Source organism: Gammaproteobacteria bacterium (assembly GCA_016200485.1).
Classification (GTDB): domain Bacteria; phylum Pseudomonadota; class Gammaproteobacteria; order Tenderiales; family Tenderiaceae; genus JACQEP01.
This window is the reverse complement of the sequence record JACQEP010000010.1, coordinates 142,582-160,062: the sequence shown is the minus strand read 5'-3', so window position 1 is coordinate 160,062 and position 17,481 is coordinate 142,582. Positions and strand designations below refer to the sequence as shown.

Here is a 17,481-nt window from a genome sequence, read left to right as displayed (position 1 = left end):
TTGGGAGCCTGCTAAGGGGCTGCTAAAAATTTATGGCGTCATAAGGTTTGTTTTGACCGGTTACTTGCACGCTAACGCCATTGGGCAGGCAGGCGGCTATTTCACCGCTTCGTCGTAGCCAGCCGCTATGAATACATTGTTTGTTAAGGCAGGGCGATTCAATAAACCGCACCTGACCATCATGAATCTCGATAATGCTAGGCCCTTTGGCCCCTTGAATCTCGATGCGGCGGTTTTGTTGCAGCGGATAGCTTTGAGGTTTATTGTTAAGGCTGCGGATAACGACCCGATCGCCATGGCCGCCAAGATTCCAGAAGTGAAAATAGAGCACAGGCAGCAGCGCCAGTGCCAGAAACAGAATCACATAATCACCGCGTTTCATGGTTGCACGATGATGGTCTTGGGTTTGGGTTCAATCTCAAAGTGGATGCGTTTTTCCATGGCGGGTGTTAAATACACTGTGCCTTCATTATCGACCAACATTGCTTGGCTGATGTTTAATTGCGAAGCCATTTTGGCAAAACCATTTGTACCGACGATGAAGAGTGCCTTATCGGCAGCCTCTGCGATCGCAGCATCGGTGTGAATCACAGTGACTGATGTCACGCCCTGTACCGGCATGCCGCTGCGCGGGTCGATGATGTGGTGATAACGGTGTCCTTGATAGTCGAAATAGCGCTCGTAATCGCCGGAGGTGTAAACGCTTTCATCGCCCTGAGTTTCGATCGAGGCGATTACGCCACTGACGCGCGGATGGCGGATGCCGATACGCCACGGCTGTTTACCCTTGTGGCCAATCACGCGCAGATCGCCACCGGCATTGACGATGGCATTGTCGATGCCAAGACGTTTAAGCTCAGCGATGGCCAGGTCAATGGCAACGCCTTTGGCGAAACCTCCGAAATCAATTTGTACGGCGGGATTACGGCTGCGCAGAATATTATTTTCAAGCGTCAGATCGGCCATGCTTGGGTGTTGCTGTAACAGCACCTGAATCTCTGTGCGGGAGGGCGGCGGTGTGATGGGGCGCTCGTCACTGTGAAAGCCCCACAGCGTCACCATTTTGCCAATGGCGGGATCAAATAAATAATCGCTGCGTTTGGAGACATCGATGGCCTGTTGAAAAATCCTGCTCTCGTCCGGTGACAGTGTTACTGCTTCTCCAGCCTGGAGTTTTGCGTTGATTTCGGTGAGGCGGCTCGGTTGCCAGGCGTGCCAGTGGTGTTGGATGGCCTCCAGTTGTCCGGTGATGGCGTCGACGGCGGCATGCGCTTTTTTGTCATCAATGCCATAAATGCTGATGTCGACCAGTGTGCCTAGTGCGAGTACTTGTTGCTGATAAACCTCGGGCACGCGTTCGCAGGCGGCTAGCAGGCTGAGTAGTGTGATGCCAAAACCGATGATTACAAATCTAAGATGAGAATAAGCGCGCATGACTTTGTAGGGCATTACTTCTGCTTTGAATTCAATTTGGTCTGAATGCAATCCATCAATTGGCCTGCGATATCCAAATTGTAAAGGGCATCAAGTTCGCGGATGCAGGTGGGACTGGTGACGTTGATCTCGGTGAGATAATCGCCAATGACATCGATCCCAACAAATAACAAACCCTTGTTGCGCAGCGCGGGGCCGATCTGGGCGCAGATCCACCGATCGCGCTCAGTTAATGCAACCCCTTCGCCGCGACCACCGGCGGCCAGATTGCCGCGCGTCTCGCCCGGCGCTGGGATGCGCGCCAAGGCGTAAGGAACTGGCTCCCCATCAATCAACAGGATGCGTTTATCGCCAGCGGAGATTTCCGGGATATAACGCTGCGCCATGACATAACGCGTCCCCAGCCCGGTTATCGTTTCCAGTACCACACTGATGTTCGGGTCGTGTCGCTGCAAGCGAAATATGGACATGCCACCCATGCCTTCCAGTGGTTTGACAATGATGTCATGTTGCTCGCGCAAAAATTCACGTAGGTGCGCCATGTCACGGCTCACCAACGTCGGCGGGCAGCATTGTGAAAACCAGGCGGTATAGAGCTTCTCATTGGCATCGCGCAGGCTTTGCGGTTTGTTGATCACCATTACACCCGCCGCTTCGGCAATTTCCAGCATGTAGGTGGCATGTATATATTGCATGTCCAGTGGTGGATCTTTGCGCATCAGAATCACATCCAGGGTGTGCAATGGGACAGTGGATGTCTTTCCCAGTGTAAACCAGTGTTTGAGATCGTCGTGTACGGTAAGGTTTCGGGTTTGACCAAAGGCCTGTCCGTCGCGCAAAAACAAATCGTGCTGTTCCAGATAACGTAGCTCCCATCCGCGTTTTTGAGCGGCGTGCAGCATGGCGAGCGTGGAATCTTTTTTGGGATTGATCGAATCAATCGGGTCCATCACTACGCCAAGTTTAATCCGCATTTTTCACCTGCCCGCGTAGCGAGGGTGCCGAGATGGCGGTAGATTTCGGGTGCACGGAGCTTTTGGTGGCGAAGGCATAGTTGACGCTATGTTGAGACGCCAAAAGCGAGTACGCCCGAAAGATGCCGCTAGATCGGCGGCCGCAGTAGTGGGTGGGTGAGAAATGCGGGTTTGCGCTCATGCGCTGGCCTCAGCCGGTGAAACGGCGGCGATTTCTCTGGCGGCAGCCAGCAGCGCAAGTCGCGCGATGACACCATAGGCATAAAAGCGATTAGGTCCAGCATCCGGAGACTGCTTTTGATCCGGCGTGTTGCAGGGATTAGAAAATGCCAATGGCTCGAAATGCATGCCGGGTGCATTGAGATTCTCGGTGGGACCGCGTTCTTTGTGGACACGGTAAAAGCCGCCCACCACAAAGCGATCGATCATGTAAATCACAGGTTCTGCGACCGACTGCTGTGGGCCGAAAGTTTCAAACGTATAAACACCTTCTTGCAAAATGACCTGGGTTACGGACTGACCGCCCTTGGAGGCAGCCATTTTGGTGCGTTGTTTACGATTGAGTTCCAATACTTCTTCCTGTGATTGCACCATCATGATGCCCATGCCATAGGTACCGGAGTCAGCCTTTACACAGACAAAGGGTTTTTCTTTGAGGCCATATTCGTCGTATTTATCTTGAATGGCGCTTAGTAAAGCGCCGACATTGCGCGCGAGGCAGGCTTCACCTTCGCGCTTCATAAAATCTATTTTTCCGCAGTGGCGAAATAGCGGATTGATCAGCCACGGATCAATGTTAATTATTTCGGCGAACTCCTGGGCGACGCGCTGATAATGGGCGAAGTGATCGGATTTACGGCGGCTGGCCCAGCCAAGCTCCAAGGGTGGGATGATGGTTTGGGCTATGCCTTTAAGAATGTCGGGCACACCGCTCGACAAATCGTTGTTAAGCAGTATGGCACAGGGGATGAAGCCATTGACCTGCAAGACGTCTTCATCCCGCTGAATCTGTTCAATGATAAGGGATCGCCCAGAGGCAAGACTAAATTCCTCGGGGCTGGTTAAATCCTCGCGTAATGATCCAAGGCGTACTTCCAGTCCGGCGGAGGTCAAAATGCTTTGTAGTGTGGCGAGGCTCTCAAAATAAAACGGATTTCGGGTGTGGCTTTCCGGGATGAGTAATAATTTGCGCGCAGTCGGACAGACGCGTTCGATCGCGGTCTGGGCTGACTGGATACAGAGCGGCATAAATGCCGAATTAAGATTATTAAAACCGGCCGGAAATAAATTGGTATCTACGGGGGCTAGTTTAAAACCAGAGTTGCGTAAATCCACCGAAGTATAAAAGGGGGCCGGGGTTTCCAGCCATCGTTGACGTAGCCAAGCCTCGATCAAGGGTTGGCGATCGAGGAGTGCTGCCTCCAGGACGAGCAATGGGCCTGACAAGCTGGTGGCGAGATGGGGGACGTCTTCTATAATCATAGTCCAGTGCTAGCGTTGTTAATTGCCAAAGACGATACTATCGTAAATCAGGTGGCGTCGGCTATGCAGGAAGAATCAGGCGCCTAAATCGCCCCAAAGAGTTTGAATGGCGCTCAACGTGGCGACGGCCGCGGTTTCGGTGCGTAGAACGCGTGGCCCAAGACGGATGCCACTAAAGCCAGATTTGATAGCGGTGTCGATTTCAGCGTTCGTCAGGCCGCCTTCAGGGCCCAATAACAGTGACAATGGTGCATTGGGCGTTGCCAAGTCATGTAGTGTTGCCGTTGCCGTAGGGCTAAGTACCAGGCGCAATCCTGGCGGGCATGTGGCTAACCAGTCAGTGAGTGCTTGTGGTGGATGAACCATGGGGACGCGGTTACGGCCGGATTGTTCACAAGCACCCACCACAATCGACTGCCAATGTTCGAGCTTGCGTTCCATACGTTCAGTGTCAAGACGTACACCACAACGTTCGCTGAACAAGGGTGTGATAGCAGTTACACCCAGCTCTACAGCTTTTTGGATGGTGTAATCCATTTTTTCGCCACGTGAAATGCATTGTCCTAAACTAATGTTCAGTGGTGACTCGACTTCGCGATTACTAAAACTTTGAACTTCAGCGACCGCCAGTTTGCGATTTGCTTCAATGAGTACAGCAGTATATTCGCCACCCTGACCATTAAACAGCGTTAATGCATCACCAGCATCTAGGCGTAAAACACGCACCGCATGGCTAAAGGCGTTCTCGTCCAGTGTAATTTTGTCGCCAGCGTGCAACGGTTGTGGAGTGTAAATTCTTGGGATGCGCATGGATCAATCTCGGGTAGCGATATCGATGGCATGGGTGGCGATTCCTGCCAACCAACGGATCTGTTCTTCGGAGATCACATACGGTGGCATGAAATAGATCACATTGCCGAGAGGGCGTAACAGCGCACCTTGGCTGAGCGCGTATTGATAGGCGCGTAATCCACGTCGTTCCTGCCAAGGATAAGCTTGTTTCGTGCGTTTGTCTTTGACGATCTCAATCGCCAGGACCATGCCGGTTTGTCTGACTTCGGCAACGTGTGGATGATTGTGAAGATGTGATGTCGCATCCAACATTGCTTTTGCCAGTCGGCGATTATTCTCCAATACCGGCTCGCGTTCGAAAATCTCCAGCGTTGCCAGTGCCGCTGCGCAACCGAGTGGATTACCGGTGTAGCTGTGAGAATGCAGGAACGCCTTTTGCGTTGGGTAATCATCGTAAAAGGCCTGATATATTTCATTGGTGGCCAAGGTGACTGCCAGTGGCAGATAACCACCCGTGAGTCCCTTTGATAAACACATGAAGTCCGGCGTAATGGCGGCCTGTTCGCAGGCAAACATGGTTCCGGTGCGGCCGAAGCCGACCGCGATTTCATCGGCGATTAAATGCACGCCGTAACGATCACAGGCCTGGCGTAATAAGTTGAGATAAATCGGGTGATACATGCGCATCGAACCGGCGCATTGCACCAGCGGTTCGATAATGACGGCGCTAACCTCCTCGTGGCGTTCGGCCAACAAGCGTTCCATAGATTCAAACATGCGGCGGCTATGTTCTTCCCAGGAGCCGCCTGTCTCGCGCTGAAAGCAATCGGGAGAGGGTGCGATGATCGTTTCCATCAGCAGCGGTGCGTAGGTTTCTTTGTAAAGTGCAACATCGCCCACCGCCAGTGCGCCCAGTGTTTCACCATGATAACTATTGCTCAGGCTGACGAATTTGGTTTTACCAAGGACGCCGCGATTGCGCCAATAGTGAAAACTCATTTTGAGCGCAACTTCGACGGCGGAGGAACCATTGTCACTAAAAAAACAGCGGTTCAAGCCTGGAGGTGTTATTTCAACCAGCTTTTCGGAAAGTTTAACGACCGGTTCATGACTGAATCCGGCCAGAATCACATGTTCCAGTGTATCAATCTGCCGTTTCAGTGCGGCATTGATATGGGGATGACCGTGGCCAAAGAGGTTGACCCACCATGAGCTGATGGCATCCAGATAGCGCTTGCCTTCGAAATCTTCCAGCCACACACCCTCACCGCGCTTGATGGGGATCAGCGGCAGGAATTCGTGATCCTTCATCTGGGTGCAGGGGTGCCACAACACGTTCAGGTCGCGTTGGATCAGCTCTTGATTGGTCATGTCAGTCGATTGGCCTGGTGATCAAAACACCATGATAACGCCAAATCAGGCGCTTACGCCAAGATGTAGTTACAGGCCCAAATTGCGCCAAATCGCCATGCTGGGACTGCTTTGATTCATGGAATAGAAGTGTAGGCCAGGCGCGCCATTGTCTAACAATTTGCGACACATATTGGTGATCACTTCTTCACCAAAGGCGACAATGCTTGCCTTGTCATCGCCAAAGCCTTCCATGCGTTTGCGTATCCATCGCGGAATTTCCGCGCCGCACATTTCGGAGAAGCGTGCCAATTGTGTGTAATTGGTGATCGGCATGATGCCCGGCACGATCGGGATGTTGACGCCAAGTTTGGCGCAATCATCGACGAAGCGAAGATAGGCGTCGATGTTGTAAAAATATTGGGTAATGGCACTGTTGGCGCCCGCCTCAACCTTGCGTTTGAAATTGAGCAGGTCTTGCTGCGCAGAGGGTGCCTGCGGATGAAACTCAGGATAGGCGGCAACTTCGATATGAAAGCGATTGCCGGTTTCTTTGCGGATAAATTCTACCAATTCGTTCGCATAGCGAAATTCGCCAGCCTCACGCGTGCCGGAAGGCATGTCACCGCGCAGGGCAACAATGCGCGTAACGCCGATGTCGAGATAACTGTTCAGAATCTTGCGAATGCTGTCGCGGGTGGAGCCGATGCAGGAAAGATGCGGCGCAGCAGAGTGGCCGGAGGCCTGAATTTTGCGCACCGTGTCGTAAGTGCCTTCCTGCGTGCTGCCACCGGCACCAAAGGTAACTGAAAAATATTTGGGTTTCAGTGTCGCCAATTCAGCGACTACGGCGTGTAATTTTTCCGCGCCTTCGGCGGTCTTGGGCGGAAAGAATTCGAAACTATACGTGCGCGAAGGATTTTTTTGTGAGTTCATGGGGTCGCATCATTAAATGTAGGGCGGGTTAGGCCCACGTGTGCACCTAACCCGCCAGACATGGGTTTGCGTGATTAGCGCAAATCCATTCACATCACATCAATACCGGTAATGATTCGGTTTGTACGGACCTTCTACCGGCACGCTGATGTACTCAGCCTGCTCTTTGGTGAGTGTAGTCAGGTTGACGCCGATCTTCTTCAGATGGGCGCGCGCGACTTTTTCGTCCAGAATCTTCGGCAGTACATACACCTTCTTTTCGTACTTCGCTGCGTGCTGGAACAGTTCCATCTGGGCGATGGTCTGGTTCGAGAACGAGGCTGACATGACGAAGCTCGGATGACCCGTGGCGCAACCAAGATTTACCAGGCGGCCCTTGGCCAGTACGATGATCTTCTTGCCATCGGGGAAGATGACGTGATCGACTTGTGGCTTGATCTCTTCCCACTTGTATTTCTCAAGCGAGGCGATATCGATCTCAGAATCGAAGTGACCGATGTTGCAGACGATCGCCTCATCTTTCATTGCCTGCATGTGATCGTGAGTGATGACATTCACATTGCCGGTCGTAGTGACGAAGATATGGCCTTGCGAGGCAACGTCATCCATCGTCACAACGCGATAACCTTCCATCGCCGCCTGCAAGGCGCAGATCGGGTCGATTTCGGTGACCCACACCGTTGCGCCCATGCCACGGAACGCTTGCGCGCACCCCTTGCCCACGTCGCCGTAGCCGAGTACGACGCAAATCTTGCCCGCGATCATCACGTCAGTCGCGCGCTTGATGCCGTCGATCAAAGATTCGCGGCAGCCGTAGAGGTTGTCGAACTTGGACTTGGTGACTGAGTCGTTGACGTTCATTGCCGGCCACAGCAGTTCGCCGCGTTCCTGCATCTGATACAAGCGATGGACGCCAGTGGTGGTTTCTTCGGTTACGCCGCGCACGCCCTTGCCGATCTCGGTCCATTTTTTCGGATGGGCAGCCAGACTCTTCTTGCACAGGTTGAGGAATACTTTCCACTCTTCGTTGGCACCGGGCTGTGCTTCTGGAACTTTACCGGCTTTTTCGAATTCGGTGCCCTTGTGCACCAGCATGGTGGCATCACCGCCGTCGTCGAGGATCATGTTCGGACCCTTGCCATCCGGCCAGGTGAGGACTTGCTCGGTGCACCACCAGTAGTCTTCCAGCGACTCGCCCTTCCAGGCATACACAGGAATCCCGGCGGCGGCGATCGCAGCAGCAGCGTGATCCTGGGTGGAGTAGATGTTGCAGGAGGCCCAACGCACTTCGGCACCGAGTTCGACCAGCGTTTCAATCAGCACGGCGGTCTGAATGGTCATGTGCAGGCTGCCCGTGACGCGGGCACCCTTGAGCGGTTTTTTGGCGCCGAATTCTTCACGCAGGGCCATCAGGCCCGGCATTTCAGTCTCGGCGATGGCGATTTCCTTACGGCCCCAGCTCGCGAGACTAATATCAGCAACTTTGTAATCAGTAAAATTTGCAGCGACAGCTTTCATGGCATTGCCTCCAAGTAAACTGAGCGCCGTTGTCTTTAACATCAAAGACCCGGCGGTTCGAGCCTGGCAGGATGATACCTGTTGCAACGCTCCTCGAACCACCGGTGCCCGTGTGGGCATCACAGATTAGAAAAATCTAAAAGCCAACGCAGAGACGCAAAGGCGCGGAGATGTTCAAAACAGATAATTTTGGCTGACGGTTTAATACATCGTGCCAAGACTCCTTCTCCCTATAAGGGGGAGGGAAGATGTATTTTCTTGCCAGATTTAATTACCTTTGCGTCTCCGTGTCTCCGCGTTGGGTTTTGTGTACTTAAATCCCAGCCGCCGCTTTCAAAGCGTCGGCCTTGTCAGTCTTCTCCCAGCTAAAGCCCGGCTCTTCGCGGCCAAAGTGACCGTAGGCGGCCGTCGCTTTGTAGATCGGACGTTTCAAATCCAGCATCGCGATCAGGCCTCTCGGGCGCAGGTCGAAGTACTCGCGCACCAGTGTTGTAATGCGCTCGTCGGCAATCTTGCCGGTGCCGAAGGTATCGACAGTGATCGAGGTCGGCTCAGCGACGCCGATGGCGTAGGAAATCTGGATCTCGCACTTATCAGCCAGGCCTGCGGCAACCACGTTCTTGGCGACATAGCGGCCCGCATAGGCGGCCGAACGGTCAACCTTGGATGGATCCTTGCCGGAGAAGGCGCCGCCACCGTGACGGGCCATGCCGCCGTAGGAGTCGACGATGATCTTACGGCCGGTCAGGCCGCAATCGCCCATCGGGCCACCGATCACGAAACGGCCGGTCGGGTTGATATAATAGCGAGTCTTCTTGGTCAGCCATTCAGCAGGCAGCACGTGCTTGATGATCTCGTCCATTACCGCTTCCTGCAGCACCTTGTTGGTGACATCAGGACTGTGTTGGGTCGACAGAACCACGGCATCAATCGCGACGGGTTTGCCGTTTTCGTAGACGAAGGTCACCTGGCTTTTGGCATCCGGCCGCAACCAGGGCAGGGTACCGTTCTTGCGCACCTCGGCCTGGCGTTTGACCAGACGGTGAGCATATGTGATGGGGGCGGGCATCAGGACGTCGGTTTCGTTACAGGCATAACCAAACATCAGGCCTTGGTCGCCGGCACCTTGTTCGTGGGAAACGGTTTCATCCACGCCGACGGCGATGTCGGGCGACTGCTTGCCGATCGCGTTCAGGACAGCGCAGGATTCCCAGTCGAACCCCATGTCGGAGCTGTTGTAGCCAATTTCTTTCACCGTCTGGCGGGCGATGGATTCCATGTCGACCCAGGCCGAGGTGGTAATCTCGCCGGCGACGATGACCATGCCGGTCTTGACCAGGGTTTCGCAGGCGACGCGAGCAGACTTGTCCTGTTCGAGGATGGCGTCGAGAACGGCGTCAGAAATTTGGTCAGCGATTTTGTCCGGATGCCCTTCTGACACCGACTCGGACGTGAATAAGTAGCTATTTGCCATTTGTAATATGCTCCGAAAAAGCCTGTTAAGTCACCCCAAAACCTAAGGAACGGCCTGTTGTAGCGCCAAGGGCCGGAGGATATAACGTTGCGCCCGTTTTGCCAACTCTTTTAGGCCTGGTTTTATCCTAGTGATTTCGAAGGTTGCCGTTCAGCGGTGAGTGGGGCAGAATCCACATAGTGAGTCGATATTTTTTGCATAAATACACGCAGTAACATTATAAGAAATATGAAGTTTCGGTGCCGGATTCGCGAGGGGAGCAGTAATTCCAGCAACGTGTTGATTGAGACCGAATTATGGTAATATGGCGCGCTTTCCCGGTCATGTCGACGGGCAGGTGTTCTATACTTTTTTGTTAACTATCTGATTTTAAACAAATCCAAGAATTCAGGAGCGTTACATGCCCTCTCGTAAAGAGTTAGCCAATGCCATCCGTGCGCTGAGTATGGATGCGGTGCAAAAAGCGAATTCCGGACATCCGGGTGCCCCGATGGGGATGGCCGATATTGCCGAAGTGCTGTGGAATGGTTTCCTCAAGCACAACCCCACCAACCCGAAATGGGTCGACCGCGACCGTTTCATCCTGTCGAACGGCCATGGTTCGATGCTGGTTTATTCGTTGTTGCACCTTGCGGGCTACGATTTGCCGATCGACGAGCTGAAGCGTTTCCGCCAGTTGCATTCCAAAACCCCGGGCCACCCTGAGTATGGTTATACCCCTGGTGTCGAAACGACCACCGGTCCGCTGGGTCAGGGCATCACCAATGGCGTTGGTATGGCAATTGCCGAGAAAATGCTAGCCGGCCAGTTCAATCGCGATGGTCACCACATCGTCGACCACTACACCTATGTGTTCATGGGTGACGGTTGCATGATGGAAGGTATCTCGCATGAGGCCTGCTCGCTGGCCGGTACCTTGGGCCTGGGCAAACTGATCGCCTTCTGGGACGACAATGGCATCTCCATCGACGGTCACGTCGAAGGCTGGTTCACTGACGATACCGCCAAGCGTTTTGAAGCCTATGGCTGGCATGTCGTCCGTGCCGTCGATGGCCATGACGCCGATGCGATCCGCAAGGCGATACAGGAAGCGCGTTCGGTCAATGACAAGCCGTCATTGATTTGCTGCAAGACCGTCATCGGTTACGGCGCGCCAAATCTGTGCGGCAGTCACGATTGTCACGGTGCACCGCTAGGTAACGACGAAATCAAAGCCACTCGTGAAAACCTGGGCTGGAAACACGAGCCGTTTGTGATTCCGGATGAGATTTATGCCGGTTGGAGCGCCAAGGAAAAAGGTTCCAAGCTGGAGTCCGAGTGGAACAAGAAATTTGCTGCGTATAAAGCAGCACATCCGGCATTGGCTGTAGAGTTCGAGCGTCGCGTGATCAAGGGTGAACTGCCAGCGAACTGGACTGAGCAAGCAGCCGCCTTTGTTAAGAGCGTAGTTGAAAAGGGTGAAACGATTGCGACCCGTAAGGCCTCGCAAAACTCCATTAACGGTTATGCCAAGTTGCTGCCGGAAATCCTCGGTGGTTCCGCCGATTTGGCGCCTTCCAACTTGACCACATGGTCAGGTTCCAAGGCGATCAGCAGCACCGTCAGCGATGGCAACTACATTCATTACGGCGTGCGTGAGTTTGGTATGTCGCACATCATGAACGGTATCGCGTTGCACGGTGGTTTCGTACCGTTCGGCGGCACCTTCCTGATGTTCTCCGAATATGCGCGCAACGCATTGCGCATGTCGGCGTTGATGCATCAGCGCGTGATCTATGTCTACACACATGACTCGATCGGTCTGGGCGAAGATGGTCCGACCCATCAGCCGGTGGAACAGACGGCAACCCTGCGCATGATTCCGAACATGAGTGTGTGGCGTCCGTGTGATGCGGTGGAAACCGCAGTTGCGTGGAAGTCTGCCATCGAGAAGAAGAGTGGGCCGACTGCATTGATCCTATCGCGTCAAAACCTGAATCATCAGCAACGCAGTAACCAGCAGTTGGCGGATATCACCCGTGGCGGCTATGTGTTGAGCGACTGTGCAGGTACGCCGGATGTCATCATCATTGCGACCGGTTCCGAAGTTGCACTGGCGATTGGCGCGCAGAAAGAACTGGCGGGTAAAGGTAAGAAAGTGCGTGTTGTGTCGATGCCTGCGGTCGATGTCTTCGATGCGCAAGATGCCTCTTATCGCGAATCCGTGCTGCCTTCCAAGGTGACGGCGCGCGTAGCGGTGGAAGCGGGCGTTACCGCTTCCTGGTACAAGTACGTCGGTTTGAATGGCAAGGTCGTGGGCCTGGATCGCTTCGGCGAATCGGCACCGGCCGGTGAACTGTTCAAGCACTTCGGCTTCACGGTTGAGAATGTCGTGAAGGCTGTCGAGGGCGTACTGTAAAAAAACGCACAGCCAGGGTGCATGACATTGCTGTTTCGCGCCCTGGCGATTAAAAAGATTTTTATTCCATCACTGGAGAAATAATCATGGCAATTAAAATCGGTATTAACGGTTTCGGCCGTATCGGTCGTATGGTGTTCCGTTCCGTAGTGCAGGATTTCCAAGAGTTCGAAATCGTCGCCATCAACGATCTGCTGGATGCGGACTACCTGGCATACATGCTGAAGTACGACTCCGTTCACGGCCGTTTCAAGGGTGACGTATCCGTCGATAACGGCGCGCTGATCGTTAACGGCAAAAAGATTCGTCTGACCGCTGAGCGCGATCCCGCCAACCTGAAATGGGGTGAAGTCGGCGCTGACATCGTTGTTGAATGTACCGGTTTCTTTCTGACTGAAGAGAGCTGCCAGGCACACATCAAGGCAGGCGCCAGGAAGGTCGTGCAAAGCGCGCCTTCGAAAGATGCAACGCCCATGTTCGTCTACGGCGTCAACCACAACAGCTACAAGGGTCAAGCCATCGTTTCTGCCGCCTCTTGCACCACCAACTGCCTGGCACCGATCGCCAAGGTGCTGAACGACAAGTGGGGCATCAAGCGCGGTCTGATGACTACCGTACATGCGGCGACTGCTACCCAGAAGACCGTGGATGGTCCGTCCAGCAAAGACTGGCGCGGCGGTCGCGGTATCCTGGAAAATATCATTCCTTCTTCCACCGGCGCTGCGAAGGCAGTGGGTGTGGTGTTGCCTGAATTGAAGGGCAAGCTGACCGGTATGGCGTTCCGTGTGCCAACTTCAGACGTGTCTGTGGTTGACCTGACTGCCGAACTGAACACGGCCGCCACTTATGACGAGATCTGCGCCGCCATGAAGGCAGCTTCTGTGGGCGAAATGAAGGGTACGCTGGGTTACACCGAGGAGAAGGTTGTTTCTACTGACTTCCGTGGTAATAGCTGCTCCTCCATTTTCGATGCCGAAGCCGGCATCGCGCTGGACGGTACCTTTGTCAAAGTGGTCGCCTGGTACGACAACGAGTATGGCTACACCTGCAACATGATGCGTTTTGTTCGCCACGTAGCAGCCAAGTAATTCGTTTCAGGTAATGTATTGAAAGGCATGGGAGTGATCTCCCATGCCTTCTCTAGAGAGAAATTTGCTGAGAGAACACTTTCACCAAATTTCTATCAAAACCTCAGGAGATGTATTCATGTCTGTAATCAAAATGACTGACCTTGATCTCGCAGGTAAGCGGGTATTGATTCGAGCCGACCTGAATGTGCCAGTCAAAGACGGCAAGGTGACCAGCGATGCGCGTATCCGCGCCACGCTACCGACGATTGAGCGCGCTGTAAAAGCTGGCGCCAAGGTGATGGTCATGTCGCATCTCGGCCGTCCGGAAGAAGGCGTCTACAGCGAAGAAAATTCCACCCAGCCGGTGGCGGATCACATGAGCAAGCTGCTGGGCAAGCCTGTGCGTCTGGCCAAGGAATATCTGAATGGTATCGATATTGCTGCGGGTGAAGTTGTGTTGTTTGAAAACGTCCGTTTCAACAAGGGCGAGAAAAAGAACAACGACGATTTGGCTAAGAAATATGCCGCCCTGTGTGACGTGTTCGTGATGGATGCATTTGGTACCGCGCACCGCGCGGAGGCCTCGACCCATGGCGTCGCCAAATTCGCCAAGATTGCCTGCGCCGGCCCATTGCTGGCGGCCGAGCTGGATGCCTTGGGTAAAGCACTGCAAAGCCCAAAACGCCCGCTGGCAGCGATTGTTGCGGGTTCCAAAGTGTCCACCAAATTGACCATCCTGGCTTCGATGGCAGATAAAGTGGACAGCCTGATCGTGGGCGGCGGTATTGCTAATACGTTCATGCTGGCGGCTGGTCTGAAGATTGGAAAATCGCTGGCAGAAGCGGATTTGGTCGCTGAAGCGAAAAAGATCATGGACAAGATGGCCAAGCGCGGCGCTGAAGTGCCAATTCCGGTGGATGTCGTGTGCGGCAAGGAATTTTCGCCGACCGCAGTGGCGACCATCAAAGATGTCAAAGACGTTACCGATGACGACATGATTTTTGATGTGGGTCCGAAGACAGCAAAGATGCTGGCTGACAAGCTGAAGACTGCGGGCACGATTGTCTGGAACGGTCCGGTCGGTGTATTTGAATTTGATCAGTTTGGCGAAGGTACGAAGACGTTGGCGCTGGCGATCGCCAATAGTCCGGCGTTTTCGATTGCAGGTGGTGGTGATACGCTGGCGGCCGTCGACAAATATGGCATCGCCGATAAGGTCTCCTATATTTCGACAGGCGGTGGCGCCTTCCTGGAGTTTCTGGAAGGTAAAATATTGCCTGCGGTGGCGATCCTGGAAGAACGCGCCAAGTAATAATCAACGAGCGGATAACGGCCCTCTGATAAGGGGGCGTTGTTTTGGTTTATTGAAAACTAGATAGGTAACTTATTCAAAGTATGTTTAGACGCACGAAAATCGTTGCGACAATGGGGCCCGCGACTGACGATCCCAAGGTGCTGGATGATTTGATCCAGGCAGGGGTGGATGTGGTGAGGGCTAATTTTTCTCATGGCTCGCCCGAAGAGCATAAAAAACGCGTGGAACTGCTGCGCAATCGCGCGCAGGCACATGGTCGCCAAGTGGGTGTATTAGCCGATCTGCAAGGTCCAAAGATTCGTACCGAACGCTTTAAGGAAGGCAAGGTGTTGCTGACTGAAGGCGGTCGTTTTGTGCTGGATGCCGCCTGTGGTAAAAATGACGGTGACGTCGAGCGGGTGGGTATCGCCTACAAAGACTTGGTCAATGATGTCAATCGTGGCGATACCTTGCTGCTGGATGACGGCAGGATTGTATTGTGGGTGGAAGAAGTTGCGGGTCAGGAAATCATTTGTAAAGTCCAGGTTGGCGGCATCTTGTCCAACAACAAAGGCATCAATCGGATGGGTGGCGGCTTGTCCGCGGCAGCATTGACCGACAAAGATCGTGAAGACATCAAGATTGCGGCCGAGATCCAGGCTGACTATGTCGCCATCTCATTTCCACGCAGTGCGGCAGATGTGAATCTGGCTCGAGAGTTGCTGCGCAAGGCGGGCGGCCATGGCGGCATCGTCGCCAAGATTGAGCGTGCAGAAGCGGTAGAAGATATTGAAGAAATCATTGCCGCCTCCGATGCGATCATGGTTGCGCGCGGCGACCTGGGTGTCGAGATCGGCGATGCTGAGTTGCCCGCGGTGCAAAAGCGCATTATCAAGCTGGCACGCGCCATGAACCGGGTGGTGATTACAGCGACACAAATGATGGAGTCGATGATCGAAAACCCGATTCCAACGCGCGCTGAAGTATTTGATATCGCCAATGCGGTCTTGGATGGCACCGATGCTGTCATGCTGTCGGCTGAAACGGCGTCGGGTAAGTATCCGGCCAAGGCGGTGGCAGCGATGGCGCGCATTTGTATCAGCGCCGAGAAGCAAGAAATTGCGACAATGTCCGACCATCGTATCAACACTCGTTTTAGCCGCATTGATGAGGCGATTGCCATGTCAGCGATGTACGCCGCGAATCATCTGGGCGTGAAGGCCATTGCCGCGTTGACCGAGTCAGGCGCCACGCCGTTATGGATGTCCCGTATCAGTTCGGCGATTCCGATCTATGCGTTGACGCCGCATGTCGAGACCCGGCGTAAGGTGACACTATATCGCGGGGTGTGCCCGGTTAGCTTCAGCGTCACGTCGACGGATCATGCGCTGGTCAACAAGGAAGCCATTGACGAATTGATGCGCCGTGGCGCGGTACGTAATGGCGATTTGGTGATTATTACCAAGGGCGACTTGATGGGTGTGCTGGGGGGTACCAATGCCATGAAGATTGTGCGTGTGGGCGATATGCACGAACCTTCTTCGACCGAGATTTAACAAAGAAAACACCCATGTTAACAGTGGGTTGTCTTTTTGCAGGTTCAGTTTAAAGTTTTGTAATCAACAGTAAGTTTAAGGAGAGTACTATGGCACTTATTTCTCTGCGTCAATTGCTGGACTATGCGGCCGAAAATAACTTCGGTTTACCAGCCTTCAATGTTAACAACATGGAACAGATTCACGCCATTATGCAAGCGGCTGATGAAGTTAATAGCCCGGTTATTCTGCAGGGTTCTGCCGGTGCCCGTTCCTATGCGGGCGAGCCTTTCCTGCGTCATTTGGTGGCGGCTGCGGTAGAAATGTATCCGCACATTCCAATCGTAATGCATCAGGATCACGGTTCAGAGCCCGCGGTTTGCTTCCGTTCCATCCAGTCCGGATTCAGCTCGGTAATGATGGATGGTTCGTTGATGGCCGATGCCAAGACGCCTTCCAGCTACGAATACAACGTCGATGTTACGCGCAAGGTTGTTGAACTGGCGCATGCCTGCGGTGTTTCCGTCGAAGGTGAGCTGGGTTGCCTGGGTTCGCTGGAAACCGGCAAGATGGGCGAAGAAGATGGCCACGGCGCCGAAGGCGAGCTGGATCACTCCATGCTGTTGACCGATCCGGAAGAAGCCGCTGATTTCGTCAAGAAGACCGGCGTTGACGCGCTGGCCATTGCCATCGGTACCAGCCACGGTGCATACAAGTTCAGCAAGAAGCCTACCGGTAAAGTGCTGCGTATCGACCGCGTCAAGGAAATCCACGCGCGTATCCCCTCGGTGCATCTGGTGATGCACGGTTCTTCTTCGGTGCCAGAAGATTGGCTTGCGATCATCAACAACTACGGCGGCGACATGGGGCAGACCTATGGTGTGCCCGTTGCAGAAATTGTCGAAGGTATCAAGAACGGTGTGCGCAAGGTCAATATCGATACCGATTTGCGTATGGCCTCCACCGGTGCAATCCGTAAACATCTGGCCGAAAACAAGTCCAACTTCGATCCGCGTAAGTTCTTCAAAGAATCGACCAAGGCGATGAAGGGCATCTGTCAGGCTCGTTTCGAATCTTTTGGTTGCGCCGGGCATGCCTCCAAGATCAAGCCGTTGAACCTGGAGCAGATGCAGAAGCGCTACGATAAAGGCGAATTGACGCCGAAGGTCAAGTAAGTCACTTGATAGCAGTAATGAGAAAGGGCGGGTTTACCCCGCCCTTTTT

General features: G+C 53.7%; 14 protein-coding genes and 1 riboswitch. Of the genes, 5 read left to right on the top strand and 9 right to left on the bottom strand.

Annotated features, from left to right (window positions below; genetic code table 11):
- Nucleotides 1-22: 22 nt before the first annotated feature.
- The 9 genes from HY272_06030 to HY272_05990 form a co-directional block, all read right to left on the bottom strand.
- A complete protein-coding gene (locus tag HY272_06030; GenBank protein MBI3772239.1) occupies nt 23-382 on the bottom strand; it encodes a NusG domain II-containing protein in 360 nt (119 codons plus the stop codon).
- Nucleotides 379-1,434, bottom strand: a complete 1,056-nt coding sequence (locus HY272_06025; protein MBI3772238.1) for an FAD:protein FMN transferase — start codon at nt 1,432-1,434, stop codon at nt 379-381. Before HY272_06025 ends, HY272_06030 begins: the two co-directional genes overlap by 4 nt.
- Before the next feature lie 14 nt (nt 1,435-1,448).
- Nucleotides 1,449-2,408, bottom strand: a complete 960-nt coding sequence (gene gshB / locus HY272_06020) for a glutathione synthase (GenBank protein ID MBI3772237.1) — start codon at nt 2,406-2,408, stop codon at nt 1,449-1,451.
- A 177-nt stretch (nt 2,409-2,585) separates the two neighbouring features.
- Nucleotides 2,586-3,890 (bottom strand): glutamate--cysteine ligase, encoded by a 1,305-nt coding sequence (gene gshA, locus HY272_06015; protein MBI3772236.1) that lies wholly within the window; start codon nt 3,888-3,890, stop codon nt 2,586-2,588.
- Between the two features lie 75 nt (nt 3,891-3,965).
- Nucleotides 3,966-4,700 carry a 16S rRNA (uracil(1498)-N(3))-methyltransferase gene (locus tag HY272_06010; GenBank protein ID MBI3772235.1) on the bottom strand — a complete coding sequence of 245 codons (735 nt, stop codon included), beginning with the start codon at nt 4,698-4,700 and terminating at the stop codon, nt 3,966-3,968.
- Nucleotides 4,701-4,703: 3 nt separating this feature from the next.
- Nucleotides 4,704-6,053, bottom strand: coding sequence for an adenosylmethionine--8-amino-7-oxononanoate transaminase (locus HY272_06005; protein ID MBI3772234.1), 1,350 nt, complete (start codon nt 6,051-6,053; stop codon nt 4,704-4,706).
- A 69-nt stretch (nt 6,054-6,122) separates the two neighbouring features.
- Nucleotides 6,123-6,968, bottom strand: a complete 846-nt coding sequence (gene metF, locus HY272_06000; GenBank protein ID MBI3772233.1) for a methylenetetrahydrofolate reductase [NAD(P)H] — start codon at nt 6,966-6,968, stop codon at nt 6,123-6,125.
- 99 nt (nt 6,969-7,067) lie between these two features.
- Nucleotides 7,068-8,486, bottom strand: coding sequence for an adenosylhomocysteinase (locus HY272_05995; GenBank protein MBI3772232.1), 1,419 nt, complete (start codon nt 8,484-8,486; stop codon nt 7,068-7,070).
- Nucleotides 8,487-8,500: 14 nt separating this feature from the next.
- Nucleotides 8,501-8,587, bottom strand: a riboswitch (S-adenosyl-L-homocysteine riboswitch).
- 212 nt (nt 8,588-8,799) lie between these two features.
- Nucleotides 8,800-9,960, bottom strand: coding sequence for a methionine adenosyltransferase (locus HY272_05990; GenBank protein ID MBI3772231.1), 1,161 nt, complete (start codon nt 9,958-9,960; stop codon nt 8,800-8,802).
- Between the two features lie 400 nt (nt 9,961-10,360).
- Here HY272_05990 and tkt point away from each other — a divergent pair, with 400 nt between their 5' ends.
- The 5 genes from tkt to HY272_05965 all read left to right on the top strand — a co-directional run bounded on the left by tkt (nt 10,361) and on the right by HY272_05965 (nt 17,432).
- Nucleotides 10,361-12,358 carry a transketolase gene (tkt, locus tag HY272_05985; GenBank protein ID MBI3772230.1) on the top strand — a complete coding sequence of 666 codons (1,998 nt, stop codon included), beginning with the start codon at nt 10,361-10,363 and terminating at the stop codon, nt 12,356-12,358.
- Nucleotides 12,359-12,444: 86 nt separating this feature from the next.
- Nucleotides 12,445-13,446 (top strand): type I glyceraldehyde-3-phosphate dehydrogenase, encoded by a 1,002-nt coding sequence (gene gap, locus HY272_05980; GenBank protein MBI3772229.1) that lies wholly within the window; start codon nt 12,445-12,447, stop codon nt 13,444-13,446.
- A 118-nt stretch (nt 13,447-13,564) separates the two neighbouring features.
- Complete coding sequence (locus tag HY272_05975; GenBank protein MBI3772228.1) at nt 13,565-14,740, top strand: phosphoglycerate kinase; 1,176 nt, start codon at nt 13,565-13,567, stop codon at nt 14,738-14,740.
- Between the two features lie 83 nt (nt 14,741-14,823).
- Nucleotides 14,824-16,278, top strand: coding sequence for a pyruvate kinase (gene pyk / locus HY272_05970; protein MBI3772227.1), 1,455 nt, complete (start codon nt 14,824-14,826; stop codon nt 16,276-16,278).
- Between the two features lie 89 nt (nt 16,279-16,367).
- On the top strand, nt 16,368-17,432 hold the full coding sequence (locus HY272_05965; protein MBI3772226.1) for a fructose-bisphosphate aldolase class II: 1,065 nt from the start codon (nt 16,368-16,370) through the stop codon (nt 17,430-17,432).
- Nucleotides 17,433-17,481: the final 49 nt, after the last annotated feature.

Bases quoted from the DNA above. Each gene is read 5' to 3' on its own strand.
- HY272_06030 (MBI3772239.1), bottom strand. From the start codon at position 382: ATGAAACGCGGTGATTATGTGATTCTGTTTCTGGCACTGGCGCTGCTG.
- HY272_06025 (MBI3772238.1), bottom strand. From the start codon at position 1,434: ATGCGCGCTTATTCTCATCTTAGATTTGTAATCATCGGTTTTGGCATC.
- gshB (MBI3772237.1), bottom strand. From the start codon at position 2,408: ATGCGGATTAAACTTGGCGTAGTGATGGACCCGATTGATTCGATCAAT.
- gshA (MBI3772236.1), bottom strand. From the start codon at position 3,890: ATGATTATAGAAGACGTCCCCCATCTCGCCACCAGCTTGTCAGGCCCA.
- HY272_06010 (MBI3772235.1), bottom strand. From the start codon at position 4,700: ATGCGCATCCCAAGAATTTACACTCCACAACCGTTGCACGCTGGCGAC.
- HY272_06005 (MBI3772234.1), bottom strand. From the start codon at position 6,053: ATGACCAATCAAGAGCTGATCCAACGCGACCTGAACGTGTTGTGGCAC.
- metF (MBI3772233.1), bottom strand. From the start codon at position 6,968: ATGAACTCACAAAAAAATCCTTCGCGCACGTATAGTTTCGAATTCTTT.
- HY272_05995 (MBI3772232.1), bottom strand. From the start codon at position 8,486: ATGAAAGCTGTCGCTGCAAATTTTACTGATTACAAAGTTGCTGATATT.
- HY272_05990 (MBI3772231.1), bottom strand. From the start codon at position 9,960: ATGGCAAATAGCTACTTATTCACGTCCGAGTCGGTGTCAGAAGGGCAT.
- tkt (MBI3772230.1), top strand. From the start codon at position 10,361: ATGCCCTCTCGTAAAGAGTTAGCCAATGCCATCCGTGCGCTGAGTATG.
- gap (MBI3772229.1), top strand. From the start codon at position 12,445: ATGGCAATTAAAATCGGTATTAACGGTTTCGGCCGTATCGGTCGTATG.
- HY272_05975 (MBI3772228.1), top strand. From the start codon at position 13,565: ATGTCTGTAATCAAAATGACTGACCTTGATCTCGCAGGTAAGCGGGTA.
- pyk (MBI3772227.1), top strand. From the start codon at position 14,824: ATGTTTAGACGCACGAAAATCGTTGCGACAATGGGGCCCGCGACTGAC.
- HY272_05965 (MBI3772226.1), top strand. From the start codon at position 16,368: ATGGCACTTATTTCTCTGCGTCAATTGCTGGACTATGCGGCCGAAAAT.